Source organism: Pseudomonas sp. REB1044, assembly GCF_038813925.1.
GTDB lineage: Bacteria > Pseudomonadota > Gammaproteobacteria > Pseudomonadales > Pseudomonadaceae > Aquipseudomonas > Aquipseudomonas boreofloridensis.
Genome location: NZ_CP046139.1, coordinates 176,850 through 191,680 on the forward strand (window position 1 = coordinate 176,850; position 14,831 = coordinate 191,680).

Here is a 14,831-nt window from a genome sequence, read left to right on the forward strand (position 1 = left end):
CACTAGAGCCGTGGCCCCGGCTTCCGTTACCATGCCGGATCGCATTCTCTGGGCCTGCGAATGGAATTCGTACTTTATCTGCTGTTGGGCGCCTGCGCCGGTGTGCTCGCCGGCCTTTTCGGCGTGGGCGGCGGCATCATCATCGTGCCGGTGCTGGTGTTCAGTTTCACCCTGCAAGGCTTCGATGCGTCGATTCTCACCCATCTGGCCGTCGGCACCTCACTGGCCACCATCGTCTTCACTTCGATCAACGCCGTGCTCGAGCACCATCGCAAGGGCGCCGTGCAGTGGCCGGTGTTCCTGTGGATGACGGTCGGCATCCTCATCGGTGCCGCGATCGGCGCCAAGACCGCCTCGTTGATCCAGGGCCCGCTGTTGCAGAAGATCATCGGCGTGTTCGCCTTGCTGGTGGCGCTGCAGATGACGCTCGACCTCAAGCCCAAGGGCCGTGGCGGTGTCCCCGGCAAACCTGGACTGATCGGTGCGGGCGGAGTGATCGGCTGGGCCTCGGCGATCTTCGGCATCGGCGGCGGCTCGCTGACCGTACCCTTCCTCACCTGGCGCAGCCTGTCCATGCAACAGGCCGTGGCCACCTCGTCGGCCTGCGGTCTGCCGATCGCCCTGGCCAGCACCCTGAGCTTCATGGTGCTGGGCTGGGGCGAACCGCACCTGCCCGCGCACAGTCTGGGTTATGTGTATTTGCCTGCGCTGATGGGTATCGCCGTCACCAGCATGTTTTTCGCCCGCTTCGGCGCACGACTGGCGCATCGGTTGTCGCCGCGTCTGCTCAAGCGTCTGTTCGCCGCGTTGCTGTTCTGCGTCGGCTTAAGTTTTCTGATCTAGAGGAACCTCCATGCTGCCTTACCCGCAGATCGACCCCGTGGCCCTGTCACTCGGGCCGCTGAAAATCCACTGGTACGGGCTGATGTACCTGATCGGCATTGGCGGCGCCTGGCTGCTCGCCACCCGCCGACTCAACCGCTTCGATCCCACCTGGAGCCGCGAAAAGCTGTCCGACCTGGTGTTCTGGCTGTCGATGGGGGTGATCGTCGGTGGGCGCCTGGGCTATGTGCTGTTCTACGACTTGCACCAGTACCTGGCCAACCCCACCCTGATCTTCGAGGTGTGGAAGGGCGGCATGTCGTTCCACGGCGGCTTCATCGGCGTGATGTTGGCGGCCTTGTGGTTCGGCAAGCGCAACAACAAGTCGTTCTTCGAGCTGATGGACTTCGTCGCGCCGCTGGTGCCTATCGGCCTGGGGGCCGGGCGCATCGGCAACTTCATCAACGCCGAGCTGTGGGGCAAGCCCACCGACGTGCCGTGGGCGATGATCTTCCCGCCGTTCAGCGACCCGGCGCAGTTGCCGCGCCACCCGTCGCAGCTGTACCAGTTCGCCCTCGAAGGCGTGGCGCTGTTCGCGATCCTCTGGCTGTTCTCGCGCAAGCCGCGTCCGACCATGGCGGTCTCCGGCATGTTCGCGCTGTTCTACGGGATCTTCCGCTTCATCGTCGAGTTCGTCCGCGTGCCGGACGCCCAGCTCGGCTACCTGGCCTGGGGCTGGCTGACCATGGGTCAGATTCTCTGCGTGCCGATGATCGTCGCTGGCCTCGGCCTGATCTGGTGGGCTTATAATCGCAAACCCACGGCGACACCCGCCCACTGAAATCCCACGGCAGGGGCGATCCCCCTGCCGTGCTTGCCACAGGTAGGCCATGAAACAGTATCTAGACCTGGTCCGTGACGTCATCGACAACGGTACGCTGCAGGGCAATCGCACCGGCATCCGCACCATCAGCCTGCCCGGCGCCATGCTGCGCTTCGATCTGCAGAAAGGCTTTCCGGCCATCACCACGCGCAAGCTGGCGTTCAAGTCGGCGATCGGCGAAATGGTCGGTTTCCTGCGCGGCGTGAGGAACGCCGGCGAGTTCCGCGAGCTGGGCTGCAAGGTCTGGGATCAGAACGCCAACGAAAACGCCCAGTGGTTGGCCAACCCGTTCCGTCAGGGCCATGACGATCTCGGCGAAATCTACGGTGTGCAATGGCGCCAGTGGCCGGGTTACAAGCGCATCGCGCTGAGCAACCCGGCCGCCATCGAAAAGGCGCAGCAGGCCGGATTCCGTCAGATCGCCCAGGACGAAGAGGACGGCCAGGCGTTCGTCATCCTGTACAAGGCCATCGACCAGGTGCGTCAGTGCCTGGATACCATCGCCAACGATCCGGGCAGCCGACGCATCCTGTTCCACGGCTGGAACTGCGCCCAGCTCGACGAAATGGCCTTGCCGCCGTGCCACCTGCTGTACCAGTTCCACCCCAATGTCGAGACCCGGGAAATCTCCCTGACGCTGTACATCCGCTCCAACGACCTGGGCCTGGGCACCCCGTTCAACCTCACCGAGGGCGCGGCGCTGCTGTCGCTGTTCGGGCGTCTCACCGGCTATACCCCACGCTGGTTCACCTACTTCATCGGCGACGCCCATGTGTACGAAAACCACCTGGACATGCTCAACGAGCAGATGAAGCGTGAGCCGCTGGCAGCGCCGAAGCTGATGATCAGCGAGCGCGTACCGGAGTTCGCCAAGACGGGCAAGTACGAACCCGAATGGCTGGAGAAGATCGAGCCGAGCGATTTCTGGCTCGAAGGCTATGAGCACCATGCACCGATGACCGCGCCCATGGCGGTCTGATTCCTACCGCGCTGCCGGGGCGCACCGATCCCCGGCAACGCTGCGACTTCCTACATCCCGACTCCAGTCCGATCAATGCCCGTGGCTACGCCCCACGTGCGAATGCTCGACCTCCAGCGCCGTCACCGCGCCATTGACCTCCAACTGCTGCAAAATCGCGCATTCCTCCCCCTGCACATTGCACTGCCGGCGCAACTCCACCAGTTGCTGTTGCAGCGCCGCCAGCCCGTCGATCCTCGCCTGTACGTGCTCGATATGCTCGTCGATCAGCGCATTGACGCTGCCGCAGGCGCCCTCGGGACTGTCGCGCAGGCGCAGCAGGCTGCGGATTTCGTCGAGGGTCATGTCCAGGGTGCGGCAGTTGCGAATGAAGGTCAGGCGCTCCACGTGCGCCTGGGTATACAGCCGGTAATTGCCTTCGCTACGGGCCGGTTCGGGCAGCAATGCCTCACGCTCGTAGTAGCGAATGGTCTCCACGGCGCAGTCGGTCACCTTGGCCAATTCTCCGATCTTCATCGCGCGTTCCCCCTTGAGTGCTTGACCCTATAGTGGCTACAGGGTGTTCACTTGGCAACAACACCCCGTCAGTGGGCACTCTCGATCAGGGCCAACCTATGAACCAGCCGGTCAGTCACCACCATACGCATGAGCACGATCACGATCTTGGACACGATCACCAGGGGCACGATCACGGCGGCCATGGCCACTCCCATGCCAGCCCCGGCGGCAGTTGCTGCAGCACCCGCGCGGCTGCGCCTGCCTTCGTGCAACTGACCGACAAAGCCAGTGACGGCGCGCACCTGAGCCGCTTCCGCATCGACGCCATGGACTGCCCCACCGAGCAGACGCTGATCCAGGACAAACTGGGCAGGCTCGCCGGCATCGAGCAACTGGAATTCAACCTGATCAACCGTATCCTCGGCGTGCGCCATACTCTCGACGACACCGCGTCCATTGTGCGTGCCATCGACAGCCTGGGCATGAAGGCCGAACCCCTGGCCGACGCAGACGACGGTAGCGCCAGCGCGCCGGGCGCGCACAAGACCCGCTGGCGGCCGCTGGTGCTCTCCGGATTGGCCGCCATCGCTGCAGAAGTCGTGCACTTTTCCGGTCTGGCGCCGGAGTGGCTGGTGGCCGCGCTGGCGCTGGCCGCTATCCTCGGTTGTGGCCTAGGCACTTACAAGAAGGGCTGGATCGCCCTGAAGAACCGCAACCTCAACATCAACGCGCTGATGAGCATTGCCGTCACCGGTGCGGTGCTGATCGGTCAGTGGCCGGAAGCGGCCATGGTCATGGTGCTGTTTACCCTCGCCGAGGTGATCGAGGCGCGCTCGTTGGATCGCGCGCGCAACGCCATCAGCGGCCTCATGCAACTCGCCCCGGACATGGCCACCGTGCAGCAGGCCGATGGCCAGTGGCGTGAAGTAGAGGTGCGCGAGGTGGCGATCGGTGCGCGGGTGCGGGTGCGTCCCGGTGAGCGCATCGGGCTGGACGGCGAGGTGGTCGAGGGTCAGTCCAGCGTCGATCAGGCGCCGATCACCGGCGAAAGTCTGCCCGTGGAGAAGGGCCTGGGCGACAAGCTGTTCGCGGGCACCATCAACCAGGCCGGGGCACTCGAGTACCGTGTCACGGCTGGCGCTGGGCAATCGACCCTGGCGCGCATCATCAAGGCCGTGGAGCAGGCACAGGGCGCGCGGGCACCGACCCAGCGCTTCGTCGATCAGTTCTCGCGGGTCTACACGCCGGCCGTGTTCGCCATCGCCCTGGCCGTGGCGTTGATTCCGCCGCTGTTCATGGCCGGCGCCTGGTTCGACTGGGTCTATCGCGCGTTGGTGCTGCTGGTGGTGGCGTGCCCCTGTGCCTTGGTGATTTCCACGCCGGTGACCATCGTCAGCGGCCTGGCGGCGGCGGCGCGCAAGGGCATTCTGATCAAGGGCGGCATCTACCTTGAAGGCGGTCGCAAGCTCGATTACCTGGCGTTGGACAAGACCGGCACCATCACCCATGGCAAGCCGGTGCAGACCGACTTCACCCTGCTCGACCCGCGTTTCGACAGCCGTGCACAGGCGCTCGCCGCCAGCCTCGGTGAGCGCTCCGACCATCCTGTGTCGCGCGCCATCGCCCAGTATGGCCGCGAACAGAACATTGCCCTGAGCCCGGTCAGCGAGTTCGCGGCGCTGGCCGGGCGCGGCGTGCGCGGCGAGATCGACGGTGAGGTCTATCACTTAGGCAACCATCGCCTGGTGGAGGAACTGGGCCTGTGCTCTTCTGCGCTGGAAGCACAACTGGACCGGCTGGAGCGTCAGGGCAAAACCGTGGTGCTGCTGCTCGACCGCTCCGGTCCGCTGGCGCTGTTCGCCGTGGCCGACACGGTCAAGGACAGCAGCCGCCAGGCCATTGCTGAACTGCATGAACTGGGTATCAAGACGCTGATGCTGACCGGCGATAACCCGCACACGGCCCAGGCCATCGCCGCCCAGGTCGGCATCGACCGCGCCGAAGGCAATCTGCTGCCGGCCGATAAGCTCAAGAGCATCGAAGACCTGTACGCCCAAGGGCATCGGGTCGGCATGGTCGGCGACGGCATCAATGACGCCCCGGCCCTGGCCCGCGCCGAGATCGGTTTCGCCATGGCCGCCGCCGGCACCGACACCGCCATCGAGACCTCCGATGTGGCGCTGATGGACGACGACTTGCGCAAAATTCCGGCGTTCGTCAGGCTGTCACGCCAGAGCGCGGCCATTCTGATCCAGAACATCGTGCTGGCGCTGGGGGTCAAGGCAATCTTCCTGGCCGTGACCTTCGCCGGCCTGGCCACCCTGTGGATGGCAGTGTTCGCCGACATGGGCGTGAGCCTGCTGGTGGTCTTCAACGGCTTGCGACTTCTACGTAAGTAGCAGCGGCAAGTTTTGAGCGGCAAGCTTCAAGCTGATCGAGGGGAATGTGCGATTGATGAAGCGACGCCGCACCGCTGTGACTTGCCGCTTGTAGCTCGAAACTTGCGGCTCAAGCTTCAAGCTGATCGAGGGGAATGTGCGATTGATGAAGCGACGCCGCACCGCTGTGACTTGCCGCTTGTAGCTCGAAACTTGCGGCTCAAGCTTCAAGCTGATCGAGGGGAATGTGCGATTGATGAAGCGACGCCGCACCGCTGTGACTTGCCGCTTGTAGCTCGAAACTTGCGGCTCAAGCTTCAAGCTGATCGAGGGGAATGTGCGATTGATGAAGCGACGCCGCACCGCTGTGACTTGCCGCTTGTAGCTCGAAACTTGCGGCTCAAGCTTCAAGCTGATCGAGGGGAATGTGCGATTGATGAAGCGACGCCGCACCGCTGTGACTTGCCGCTTGTAGCTCGAAACTTGCGGCTCAAGCTTCAAGCTGATCGAGGGGAATGTGCGATTGATGAGACGACGCCTGACCGCTGTGACTTGCCGCTTGCCGCTCGGAGCTTGCGGCTGGCCGCCCCTCTGGGGCGGCCCCCTATGCTGAGCGCCGAGCTGAGGGCGTTCTATATGGTGGCGCGTCTGGGCAGCATCACTCAGGCGGCGAAGAAGCTTGGGCTGAGTCAGCCGACGGTGACCACGCAGGTGCGCAACCTGGAAAGCCAGTACGGCATCGAACTGTTCTACAGGGGCGGGCGGCGGCTGGTGCTCAGCGACGAAGGCGTGCGCTTGCTGCCACGGGTCAAGGCGCTGCTGCAGCAGGAAGCGGACATCGAGTTCGAGCTGCGCAATGGTGCCCAGGGGCAGGGCAGCCTGCGTCTGGCGGCTACGGCGCCGTACTACATGCTCGACCTGGTGAAGGTTTTTCGTGAGCGGCTGCCGCAGGTCGAGGTGACTGTCGAGATCGGCAACTCTCAGCAGGTGCTGGAGATGCTCGAAGACTACCGCGTGGATGTCGCTGCCTCGTCGCAGTGTGTCGAGGATGCGCGCTTGGTTCGGCGGCTGTTGGGCAGCGATCCGCTGGTGGTGGCGGTGCACCGTAGCCATCCGTTGGCGCAGCGCCAGCACGTGACCATCGAGGCGCTCGCCGGGCACTGCCTGCTGATGCGCGAACGCGGCTCGACCACGCGTCAGCTTACCGAACGGCTGCTCGACGAGGCTGGCGTCAAGGCGGGCGCGTTGCTGGAGATCGGCAGTCGCGAGTCGATCCGTGAAGGGGTGCTGCGCAATATCGGCGTCAGTGTCATCGCCCGCCATGAAGTGCCCCTGACCCCGGAACTGCGCGTGCTCACCCTGGAGCATGCGCCGGTGATGCACGAGTACCTGTACTGCCTGAAGGAGCGTCGACAGGCGCGCTTGCCGGCCGCGTTTCTGGGCGTTGCCCAGGAAGTGGCGGGAGTCGGGTTCTAGACGCGGTGTGAAAAGCCCGCGCCAACCCAAATCTGCCAATACCACCATCGCTCACTTTGCCCCAACCGCCACGCAACCTTCGCACGGCATTCCTAGCATGGCTCCATCATCTTCGATGAGGCCTTGCCATGAACCTCGCAACTCCCGGCACGCACCTGCACGTGCGCGGCATTCACAAGCGCTTCGGCGCATTCACCGCGCTGAACGACGTCAGCCTGGACGTCGCCGCCGGCGAGCTGGTGTGCCTGCTCGGCCCCTCCGGCTGCGGCAAGACCACGCTGCTACGCTGCATCGCCGGGTTGGAACACCAGGACCAGGGCACCTTGTCCATTGGCGAGCGGGACATCTCCGAACTGCCGCCCCAGGCGCGCGACTACGGCATCCTGTTTCAGTCCTATGCGCTGTTTCCCAATCTCTCCGTCGAAGCCAACATCGCCTATGGCCTGAACGGTTGCGGTCGGGGCGCGTCACGCCAACGGGTGGGGGAGATGCTCGCGCTGGTCGGCCTGACCGGTAGCGAGAAGAAGTACCCCAGCCAGTTGTCCGGCGGCCAGCAGCAGCGGGTGGCGCTGGCCCGCGCCCTGGCGCCAGCCCCCTCGCTGTTGCTGCTCGACGAGCCGATGTCGGCGCTCGACGCTCGGGTGCGTGAGCACCTGTGCGGTGAACTGCGCCAACTGCAACGTCAGCTCGGCATCACCACGCTGATGGTCACCCACAACCAGGATGAAGCCATGCTGATGGCCGACCGTATTGCGGTGATGAACAACGGCCAGGTCGAGCAGTACGGCACTGCGCAGGCCATCTACGACCGACCCGCCACACCCTTCGTCGCCGAGTTCGTCGGCCAGGGCAACTGGCTGCCGTTCCAGCGCCACGACGACCAGCACGCCCGGGTCGGAGGCCTGAACCTGCGCCTGGCGCCGGGCGCGGGCAAGGCTCGTAGCGGCAGGCTGTTCTGCCGTCCGGAAACGATCACGGTCAACCCCGCCGTGCATGAAGAAAACCTGTTTCCGGCCAAGGTCCGCGAAATCACCTTCCTCGGTAATCGCTGCCGCCTGAGCTTCGAGTTGCAGGCGCTGCCGGGCCATGCCTTGCTCGCCGAGCTGGCACCTGAGGTCATGCCTCGGCTGCGCTCGCAGGACATCTGGGTGGCATTGCCGCCTCAGAGCCTGCAGGTGTTCGCCTGAGATGGGCCTGTCAATATCCGTGTCCTCGCCGTCTGCCAAGGCTGGAGCGCGCGCGGGTGTCGCGCTCGGTGACCGGGTCTTCGTGGTCGGTGGCAAGGCTCTGCTGCTGGTGCTTCTGCTGCTGGCGGTGCTGCTGCCGCTGCTGGCGATCTTCTGGCGCGGCTTCAGTGGCGACGCGGGCCAGGGCGGTGGCCTGCAGGCGGCGGGTGAATTATTTGCCAGCGCCCACTTCCACTGGCTGATCGGCAACAGCCTGACGGTAGGCCTGAGTGTGGCGCTGATCGTGGTGCCACTGGCCTACCTGTTCGCCTACGCCTTGCAACGCACGCTCATTCCGGCCAAGGGCCTGTGGCGGGGCATCTCCCTGTTGCCGCTGTTGGCCCCTTCGATGCTGTCGGCCATCGCGCTGGTCTATCTGTTCGGCAACCAGGGCCTGCTGCGCGGGCTGCTGAACGACAACATCTACGGCTTCTGGGGCATCGTGCTGGGCGAAGCCATCTACACCTTCCCGCATGCGCTGATGATTCTGCTGTCGGCCTTGTCGCTGGCCGACGCGCGGCTGTTCGATGCCGCTTCGAGCATGGGCGCAGGGCCCTGGCGGACGTTTCGCAGCATTACCTGGCCCGCGACGCGGCAAGCGGTGTTCGCCGCATTCTGCCTGGTCTTCACCCTGACCATCACTGATTTTGGCGTGCCCGTGGTGGTCGGCGGCGACTATCAGGTATTGGCCCTGGAGGCCTACAAGGCGGTGGTCGGCCAACAGCAGTTCGGCCGCGGTGCGCTGATCGGCATGGTCCTGCTGGTGCCCGCGCTGCTCAGTTTTGCCGTCGATGCCTGGCTGCGTCGGCGGCAAAGCCAGGCCATGAGCGGGAGGGCCGAGGTCTTCGTGCCGTCACCGTCGCGGGCGCGCGATGCCGTCTTCCTGGTGCTGGTACTGGTGGTCTGCGCGGCGCTGTTGGCGGTGATCGGCATGGCCGTGTACGCCTCGCTGGTCACCTTCTGGCCCTACAACCTGACCCTGTCGTTCAAGCACTACCTGTTCGAGGACACCGCTGGCGGTGGCTGGCTGGCCTACCGCAACAGCGTGACACTGGCGCTGTGCAGCGCGCTGATCGGCAGCCTGGTGATCTTCACCGGCGCCTACCTCATGGAGAAGACCCATGGCCAGCGCCTGCTCACCCAGAGCCTGCGCCTGCTCAGCTTCATCCCCATGGCGGTGCCGGGGCTGGTGCTGGGGCTGGGCTACGTTTTCTTCTTCAATCTGCCGGGCAATCCACTGCATGTGTTCTACGGCAGCTTGTCGCTGCTGGTGTTGTGCACCATCGCGCACTACCTGACCACTGCGCAGATGACCGCCAGCACTGCCCTGCGTCAGCTCGACGGTGAGTTCGAGGCCGCCGCGCTGTCGCTCAAGGCGCCGCTGTACCGGCACTTCCTGCGGGTCAGCGTGCCGATCTGCCTGCCGGCGTTGCTGGACATCGTGCGCTACCTGTTCGTCTCGGCGATGACCACGGTGTCGGCGGCGATCTTCCTCTACAGCCCGGACACCCTTCTGGCCGCCGTCGCCGTGCTGAACATGGACGATGCCGGCAATGTCGGTGGCGCTGCCGCCATGTCCACTTTGATCCTGCTGACCAGCGCCAGCGCCTCGCTGCTGCTGGCCGCCGCCTCACGGGGGTTGCTGCGCCGCTCCCAGGCCTGGCGTCAGCGCCCCCCCATGCCCTGATCCGACTGCCCACTCCAAGGAACCGACTCATGTTCAAGCCACTCGCTCTTGTCGCTGTCGTCTGCGCCGTGTTCAGCCTGCAGGCCCAGGCGGCGACCACTCAACTGACCGTCTACACCGCGCTGGAGGCCGAGCAGCTCAAGCGCTACAAGCAAGCCTTCGAACAGGCCAACCCGGATATTCAGATCAAATGGGTGCGGGACTCCACCGGGATCATCACCGCCAAGCTGCTGGCCGAAAAGGATCGCCCCCAGGCCGACGCGGTGTGGGGCCTGGCGGCGTCCAGCCTGGCCATTCTCGACCAGCACGGGATGCTCGAACCCTATGCGCCCAAGGACCTGGGCAAGATTGCGCCAAACTACCGCGATGCCGCCAACCCTCCGGCCTGGGTGGGCATGGACGTCTGGGCTGCAACTTTGTGCTTCAACACCGTTGAGGCCGAAAAGCAGGGCCTGAGCAAACCGCTGAGCTGGCAGGACCTGACCAAGCCTGAGTACAAGGGCAAGATCGTCATGCCTAACCCGGCCTCGTCAGGAACCGGCTTTCTCGATGTCAGCGCCTGGCTGCAGACCTTCGGCGAGGCGCAGGGCTGGGCGTACATGGACGCGCTGCACCAGAACATCGGGCAGTACGTTCATTCCGGCTCCAAGCCATGCAAGCTGGCAGCAGCAGGAGAATTCCCCATCGGCATCTCGTTCGAATACCCAGCCGTGCAGCTCAAGCGCCAGGGCGCGCCGCTGGACATCGTGCTGCCCAAGGAAGGCCTGGGCTGGGAGATCGAAGCCACCGCGCTGATCAAGGGCACGCCCAAGGCCGACGCGGCGCGGCGCCTGGCGGACTTCTCGGCGAGCCCGGTGGCGATGGCGCTGTACAAGGAAAACTTCGCCGTACTCGCCGCGCCGGGTATCGCCAAGCCACAGACCGAATTGCCAGCGGACTATGAGCAGCGTCTGATCAAGAACGACTTCGTCTGGGCATCGACGCATCGCGACCAGATCTTGGCCGAATGGCGCAAGCGTTATGACGGCAAGTCGGAGAAACAGGCGCCTTAGCCGCTTTTCTTGAAGGCCTTCACGCGGTCGATCGAAGCGTTGTGTGCGAACACCACATACACCAGTTGGTGCTCGATCGCCGTGCGGATGTTGTCGATAGTGTCCTGCTGCAGATTGGAATTGCGCATGAGCTTGGCCAGAAACTGCAGGTCCTCGACCAGCATATCGGCGCTCATCTGCAGGCGTTTCAGCGGCCAATCCAGTTCAGGCTTCTGTTCCTTTTTCAGCACATCGTTGACGTGGCTCTTGAGGCTCGCCAGCAAGGTGTCCATCTCGGTGTCGGCCGAGTTACGGATCTTGATGCTTTCCAGTGGGCTGATAGCCTTGTCCGCCTGGAAATCGGCGATGTACGCATCGAACATACGGTCATTGGACTTCAGATGCAGGCTCATTTCACATACCTCATAGGGCGTGAGTGGATGCTTGGAGTCTGCAACCCGCTGCGCTCGGCGGCTACTGACAGAATTATCAGGTGCGGACGCTAAGCGATCTGCCCGCTGAGGATTTCCACCTGCTCCTGGCGCTCCGCCTGATTGACCCGCGCCCCGGGATTGAGCGTCGACCACTGCGGATGCGCCCGCGCTCGGCGCAGGGCCTCTGGCAGCTTGCCTTCACGCCAGGCCTTCTCGTCCAGTTCGGCCAGGTGCACCCGCTCTTGGGCCGCATGGCCGCGGCTGTCCAGCGCCTGCATCAGTTGCTGCTGACGCAGGGCCAGCAGGCGCAGCACGCTGTCGTCGACCGTCAGTTCGCGGCGGCCCTTGAACTTGCCCATCAGGCGCGAGCCGTAGTTACGCGCTGTTTGCAAGGCGCCGCCTGCAATCGCGCCGGCCAGGGCGGCTGCGCCCAGGGTCAGACCGCCAACCAGCAGGTCGACACCGGCACCGGCGGCAGCGCCAGCGGCTACCCCGCTGCCCAGGCGCACCCCCAGCAGCTTGAGGGTTTCCGGGTTGAACAGGTCGTCGCCCCAGCGGCCGTCGAGCAGCGGCAGGTCGCTGGCGTGGGCATCATCGCGGCGGAAGGCATACAGCTTGAGCAGCGCCTCGACGCAGCGCTGTTCGCGCTGGCGCACATCCTGGCGCAGGGTTTCCATGGCCCTGGCTTCGGCGGCCGTCTCGGCTTCGACGCTGCGTCGGCAGGCGGCGCAGTCGAGCAGCAGTTCAGCGACCAGGCGCTTGCCGCTGTGCTGGCGGGCCACACGCTGGGCCTGCTGGTCGTCGATCAGGCGCTGCAAGGCCGGACGTGCATCCTCCAGCATCAAGGCCAGGCTTTCGTACAGACGTCGCTCGCCATCCTCCGGCGGAGCCACGCTGTCGAACCGCACCAGCGCGTGCAGCCCCAGGCGGGCCAGGGCTTCACGCCACTGTGGCTCGCGGTGCGTCTCGCTGGCGACGAAATTGAGTACCGGCAGCAGCGGTTTGCCGCAGCCAGCCAGCACTTCCAGTTCGTCGCGGTACTTGGCCAGGACCGGTTCGCGGGCGTCGATCACGTACAGCCCGGCCGTGCTCGCCTGCAACTGGCGCAGCACCTTGGCCTCCTGCTCGAAGCGCTGGCGCGCCTCGGCGCCTTGCAGAAAACGCTCCAGCCGCGCCGGGCCGTCGAGGCGTTCGCCCGGACGTTCGAGGCGCTCCAGGTAATCGAGCAGGGCGATGGCATCTTCCAGGCCCGGGGTGTCGTAAAGCTCCAGCAGCGGCTCGCCCTCCACCGACAGCCGCGCACCTTCCACATGGCGTGTGGTACTGGGCCGATGGCTCACCTCGCCGAAGCCGACATCGCGGGTGAGCGTGCGCAGCAGCGAGGTCTTGCCGACGTTGGTATGGCCGACCACGGCCAGTTTCAGCGGCTCAGTCATGGCCATGCTCCAGCCAGGTCAAAGGGGAGGTGTCGGTATGGGACAGGCCGAGGCGATCCAGGGCCTCGTGCCAGTTGGCCAGGCGCGCGGCGTCCGGGGTTTGTCCGGCAAGCGTTGGCAGCAGCCAGATGCGTGTGCTGCCGGCGTTGCGCGCCAGTTCAGCGAGCAGCGCCAGGCTGCCGCGGTCAGGCGAACGTTGCGGGTCGCATGCGATCAGCAGGCGCGCGGGCGGGAAGCGGCTCAGTTGCTCCAGGAGCTTGTGGCGCGAGGCTCGGGAGTCGAGCACGCCGGCATCGGTGATCGCTGCCGGCAGCGTCGGTGGCCAGGTGCGCTGTTCGTCCAGCTCCAGGCCCACCAGCAGGGCGCCACTGTTGCCGGCTTCCAGTTGGCTGGCGGCGAACTGCGGCAACTGTTCGGGCGCTGCGTCCTGTACGCCAAGCCGCTCGCTGTGCGGCATCAGCGCGTCGCGCAAGTGCGCATGACCGGGCAGATCGAGGTCCAGCGTCAGCTGTTGGCGCCCCTGATGCCAGCGCCACAGACACAGGCTGGCCAGCAGCAGACGCGGCAGCAAGCCGTACACCAGCACCACGCCGAGCAGCCAACTGGCCCAGGCCTGACGGGCGAGGTCCAGACTCGGCGACGTCGCGCCGCTGGCGCGGATCATGGCCTCGTCCGGCACGCTGAAGCCCAGCAGCGAGGGCAGGGCGCCAAGGGTTTGGGTGAGGGCGATGAAAGGCTCGGGGGCGAGCAGGGTGGTTTCCCAGACGAAGCCGTAGCGCCGCGCCGTCAGCAGCGCCAGCAGCATGCCCAGGGCCGCGCTCATGGCCAGCAGCCACAGGCCATGCACCAGCAGGCCCAGCAGCCAGCGGCTCAGGCGTTGGCGCTGCAACAGCACCAGCAGGGCGGGCGCCAGGTGTGCAGCCTTGGCATCGCGGGCGAAGCGTTCGCTGAGCCACAGCCATAGCCGCCCGAGCGCGGCGCCCTGCTCGCCGGCGAAGAAAAAGCCCAAGGCCCAGCCAAGCAGCAGTGCCAGGTTCAGCCCCAGCAGGCTGCCCAACGCCCAGAACACGTTCACTGGTCGTTGGCCATCGCCCAAAGCGGCCAGGCCAAGGCCGGCGCCGCTGAGCACGGCGATGAGCATGAGCGCCAGCAGGGCCAAACGCGCGCTTTGTTTCCAGTGGCGCAGGGCCTGGCTGATGCCGTCGCGCTCGGCCAGCCATAGGGCACGGGTCTCGATGCGCGTGGCCAGGTCACCGCCCTGTTGGCGGGCGCGGCGGCTGGCCTCCTGGTCTTCCAGGGGGCCGACCTGTTCTTCGCGCAGGCGCACGGCTTCGGTGAGCCAGCGGCGGTCCAGTTCGGTGGGTGCAGTCACGGGGTCTTCCTGTACACAGGTCGGGCACAAGCATAACCCAGGCGCCGGGTGCTATCCTCGCCGACATGAAGACATCACTCCCCCTCAGCCTGATCGCGGCGCTCGCCGAGAACCGCGTGATCGGTATCGACAACTCCATGCCCTGGCACCTGCCGGGGGATTTCAAGTATTTCAAGGCCACCACGCTGGGCAAGCCGATCATCATGGGCCGCAAGACCTGGGACTCGCTGGGCCGACCACTGCCGGGCCGGCTGAACCTTGTGGTCAGTCGTCAGCCGGGGCTGACCTTGCCGGGCGCCGAGGTGTTCGCCTCGCTGGAAGCGGCCGTGCAACGGGCCGAGCAGTGGGCGCGCGAGCAGGGCGTCGAAGAGCTGATGCTGATCGGCGGGGCGCAGTTGTACGGGCAGGCGCTGGAAAAGGGTTTGGTGAGTCGCATGTACCTGACCCGGGTGGAGCTGGCGCCGCCAGGCGATGCCTGGTTCCCGGCGTTCGAGCCGGCGCAGTGGACGCTCGCCTCGACCGCGCGGCAGGTCGAGGAAGGCAAACCGGTGTACCACTTCGAGGTGTGGGACAAGCGCTAGGAACGGCGCATGGCCGTCCCTAGGCTCA

Annotated in this window: 14 protein-coding genes; 9 read left to right on the forward strand and 5 right to left on the reverse strand. The window is 65.5% G+C overall.

Features of this window, described 5'->3' with window-relative positions; all coding sequences use genetic code 11:
- The first annotated feature begins 60 nt into the window (after nucleotides 1-60).
- From GKC70_RS00855 to GKC70_RS00865, 3 genes are read left to right on the forward strand one after another with little or no spacing between them, the layout of a single operon-like run.
- Entirely contained in the window at nucleotides 61-843 is a 783-nt protein-coding gene (locus GKC70_RS00855) for a sulfite exporter TauE/SafE family protein (RefSeq protein WP_342650164.1), read from the forward strand.
- A gap of 10 nt (nucleotides 844-853) precedes the next feature.
- Entirely contained in the window at nucleotides 854-1,663 is an 810-nt protein-coding gene (gene lgt / locus GKC70_RS00860) for a prolipoprotein diacylglyceryl transferase (protein ID WP_116889794.1), read from the forward strand.
- Between the two features lie 49 nt (nucleotides 1,664-1,712).
- Entirely contained in the window at nucleotides 1,713-2,684 is a 972-nt protein-coding gene (locus GKC70_RS00865) for a thymidylate synthase (RefSeq protein WP_342650165.1), read from the forward strand.
- Between the two features lie 72 nt (nucleotides 2,685-2,756).
- Here GKC70_RS00865 and cadR read toward each other — a convergent pair whose 3' ends face one another.
- Entirely contained in the window at nucleotides 2,757-3,200 is a 444-nt protein-coding gene (gene cadR, locus GKC70_RS00870) for a Cd(II)/Pb(II)-responsive transcriptional regulator (RefSeq protein ID WP_342650166.1), read from the reverse strand.
- 98 nt (nucleotides 3,201-3,298) lie between these two features.
- Here cadR and GKC70_RS00875 point away from each other — a divergent pair, with 98 nt between their 5' ends.
- Nucleotides 3,299-5,581 carry a heavy metal translocating P-type ATPase gene (locus tag GKC70_RS00875; RefSeq protein WP_342650167.1) on the forward strand — a complete coding sequence of 761 codons (2,283 nt, stop codon included), beginning with the start codon at nucleotides 3,299-3,301 and terminating at the stop codon, nucleotides 5,579-5,581.
- Here the strand turns inward: GKC70_RS00875 and GKC70_RS00880 are convergent.
- Nucleotides 5,570-6,061, reverse strand: coding sequence for a hypothetical protein (locus GKC70_RS00880; RefSeq protein WP_342650168.1), 492 nt, complete (start codon nucleotides 6,059-6,061; stop codon nucleotides 5,570-5,572). The two genes, GKC70_RS00875 and GKC70_RS00880, sit on opposite strands and share 12 nt — an antisense overlap.
- A gap of 105 nt (nucleotides 6,062-6,166) precedes the next feature.
- On the opposite strand from GKC70_RS00880, the gene GKC70_RS00885 reads away from it, so the two are divergent.
- From GKC70_RS00885 to GKC70_RS00900, 4 genes are all read left to right on the forward strand, one after another.
- Nucleotides 6,167-7,036, forward strand: a complete 870-nt coding sequence (locus GKC70_RS00885) for a LysR substrate-binding domain-containing protein (RefSeq protein ID WP_317872136.1) — start codon at nucleotides 6,167-6,169, stop codon at nucleotides 7,034-7,036.
- 128 nt (nucleotides 7,037-7,164) lie between these two features.
- A complete protein-coding gene (locus GKC70_RS00890; protein WP_342650169.1) occupies nucleotides 7,165-8,223 on the forward strand; it encodes a putative 2-aminoethylphosphonate ABC transporter ATP-binding protein in 1,059 nt (352 codons plus the stop codon).
- Between the two features lies 1 nt (nucleotide 8,224).
- Entirely contained in the window at nucleotides 8,225-9,949 is a 1,725-nt protein-coding gene (locus GKC70_RS00895) for a putative 2-aminoethylphosphonate ABC transporter permease subunit (protein ID WP_342650170.1), read from the forward strand.
- A 29-nt stretch (nucleotides 9,950-9,978) separates the two neighbouring features.
- Nucleotides 9,979-11,001 (forward strand): putative 2-aminoethylphosphonate ABC transporter substrate-binding protein, encoded by a 1,023-nt coding sequence (locus GKC70_RS00900; RefSeq protein ID WP_342650171.1) that lies wholly within the window; start codon nucleotides 9,979-9,981, stop codon nucleotides 10,999-11,001.
- On the opposite strand, the gene GKC70_RS00905 is transcribed toward GKC70_RS00900, so the two are convergent.
- The 3 genes from GKC70_RS00905 to GKC70_RS00915 all read right to left on the reverse strand — a co-directional run bounded on the left by GKC70_RS00905 (nucleotide 10,998) and on the right by GKC70_RS00915 (nucleotide 14,222).
- Entirely contained in the window at nucleotides 10,998-11,393 is a 396-nt protein-coding gene (locus tag GKC70_RS00905; protein ID WP_342650172.1) for a hypothetical protein, read from the reverse strand. The genes GKC70_RS00900 and GKC70_RS00905 overlap by 4 nt on opposite strands.
- Nucleotides 11,394-11,482: 89 nt before the next feature.
- The gene (locus tag GKC70_RS00910; RefSeq protein ID WP_342650173.1) at nucleotides 11,483-12,850 is read right to left on the reverse strand and encodes a GTPase/DUF3482 domain-containing protein; all 1,368 of its coding nucleotides are present in this window, start codon (nucleotides 12,848-12,850) and stop codon (nucleotides 11,483-11,485) included.
- Complete coding sequence (locus tag GKC70_RS00915; protein WP_342650174.1) at nucleotides 12,843-14,222, reverse strand: DUF2868 domain-containing protein; 1,380 nt, start codon at nucleotides 14,220-14,222, stop codon at nucleotides 12,843-12,845. The genes GKC70_RS00910 and GKC70_RS00915 overlap by 8 nt, the downstream gene beginning before the upstream one ends.
- A 65-nt stretch (nucleotides 14,223-14,287) precedes the next feature.
- Here GKC70_RS00915 and GKC70_RS00920 point away from each other — a divergent pair, with 65 nt between their 5' ends.
- The gene (locus tag GKC70_RS00920; RefSeq protein ID WP_342650175.1) at nucleotides 14,288-14,803 is read left to right on the forward strand and encodes a dihydrofolate reductase; all 516 of its coding nucleotides are present in this window, start codon (nucleotides 14,288-14,290) and stop codon (nucleotides 14,801-14,803) included.
- Nucleotides 14,804-14,831: the final 28 nt, after the last annotated feature.

Bases quoted from the DNA above. Each gene is read 5' to 3' on its own strand.
- GKC70_RS00855 (WP_342650164.1), top strand. From the start codon at position 61: ATGGAATTCGTACTTTATCTGCTGTTGGGCGCCTGCGCCGGTGTGCTC.
- lgt (WP_116889794.1), top strand. From the start codon at position 854: ATGCTGCCTTACCCGCAGATCGACCCCGTGGCCCTGTCACTCGGGCCG.
- GKC70_RS00865 (WP_342650165.1), top strand. From the start codon at position 1,713: ATGAAACAGTATCTAGACCTGGTCCGTGACGTCATCGACAACGGTACG.
- cadR (WP_342650166.1), bottom strand. From the start codon at position 3,200: ATGAAGATCGGAGAATTGGCCAAGGTGACCGACTGCGCCGTGGAGACC.
- GKC70_RS00875 (WP_342650167.1), top strand. From the start codon at position 3,299: ATGAACCAGCCGGTCAGTCACCACCATACGCATGAGCACGATCACGAT.
- GKC70_RS00885 (WP_317872136.1), top strand. From the start codon at position 6,167: ATGCTGAGCGCCGAGCTGAGGGCGTTCTATATGGTGGCGCGTCTGGGC.
- GKC70_RS00890 (WP_342650169.1), top strand. From the start codon at position 7,165: ATGAACCTCGCAACTCCCGGCACGCACCTGCACGTGCGCGGCATTCAC.
- GKC70_RS00895 (WP_342650170.1), top strand. From the start codon at position 8,225: ATGGGCCTGTCAATATCCGTGTCCTCGCCGTCTGCCAAGGCTGGAGCG.
- GKC70_RS00900 (WP_342650171.1), top strand. From the start codon at position 9,979: ATGTTCAAGCCACTCGCTCTTGTCGCTGTCGTCTGCGCCGTGTTCAGC.
- GKC70_RS00905 (WP_342650172.1), bottom strand. From the start codon at position 11,393: ATGAGCCTGCATCTGAAGTCCAATGACCGTATGTTCGATGCGTACATC.
- GKC70_RS00910 (WP_342650173.1), bottom strand. From the start codon at position 12,850: ATGACTGAGCCGCTGAAACTGGCCGTGGTCGGCCATACCAACGTCGGC.
- GKC70_RS00920 (WP_342650175.1), top strand. From the start codon at position 14,288: ATGAAGACATCACTCCCCCTCAGCCTGATCGCGGCGCTCGCCGAGAAC.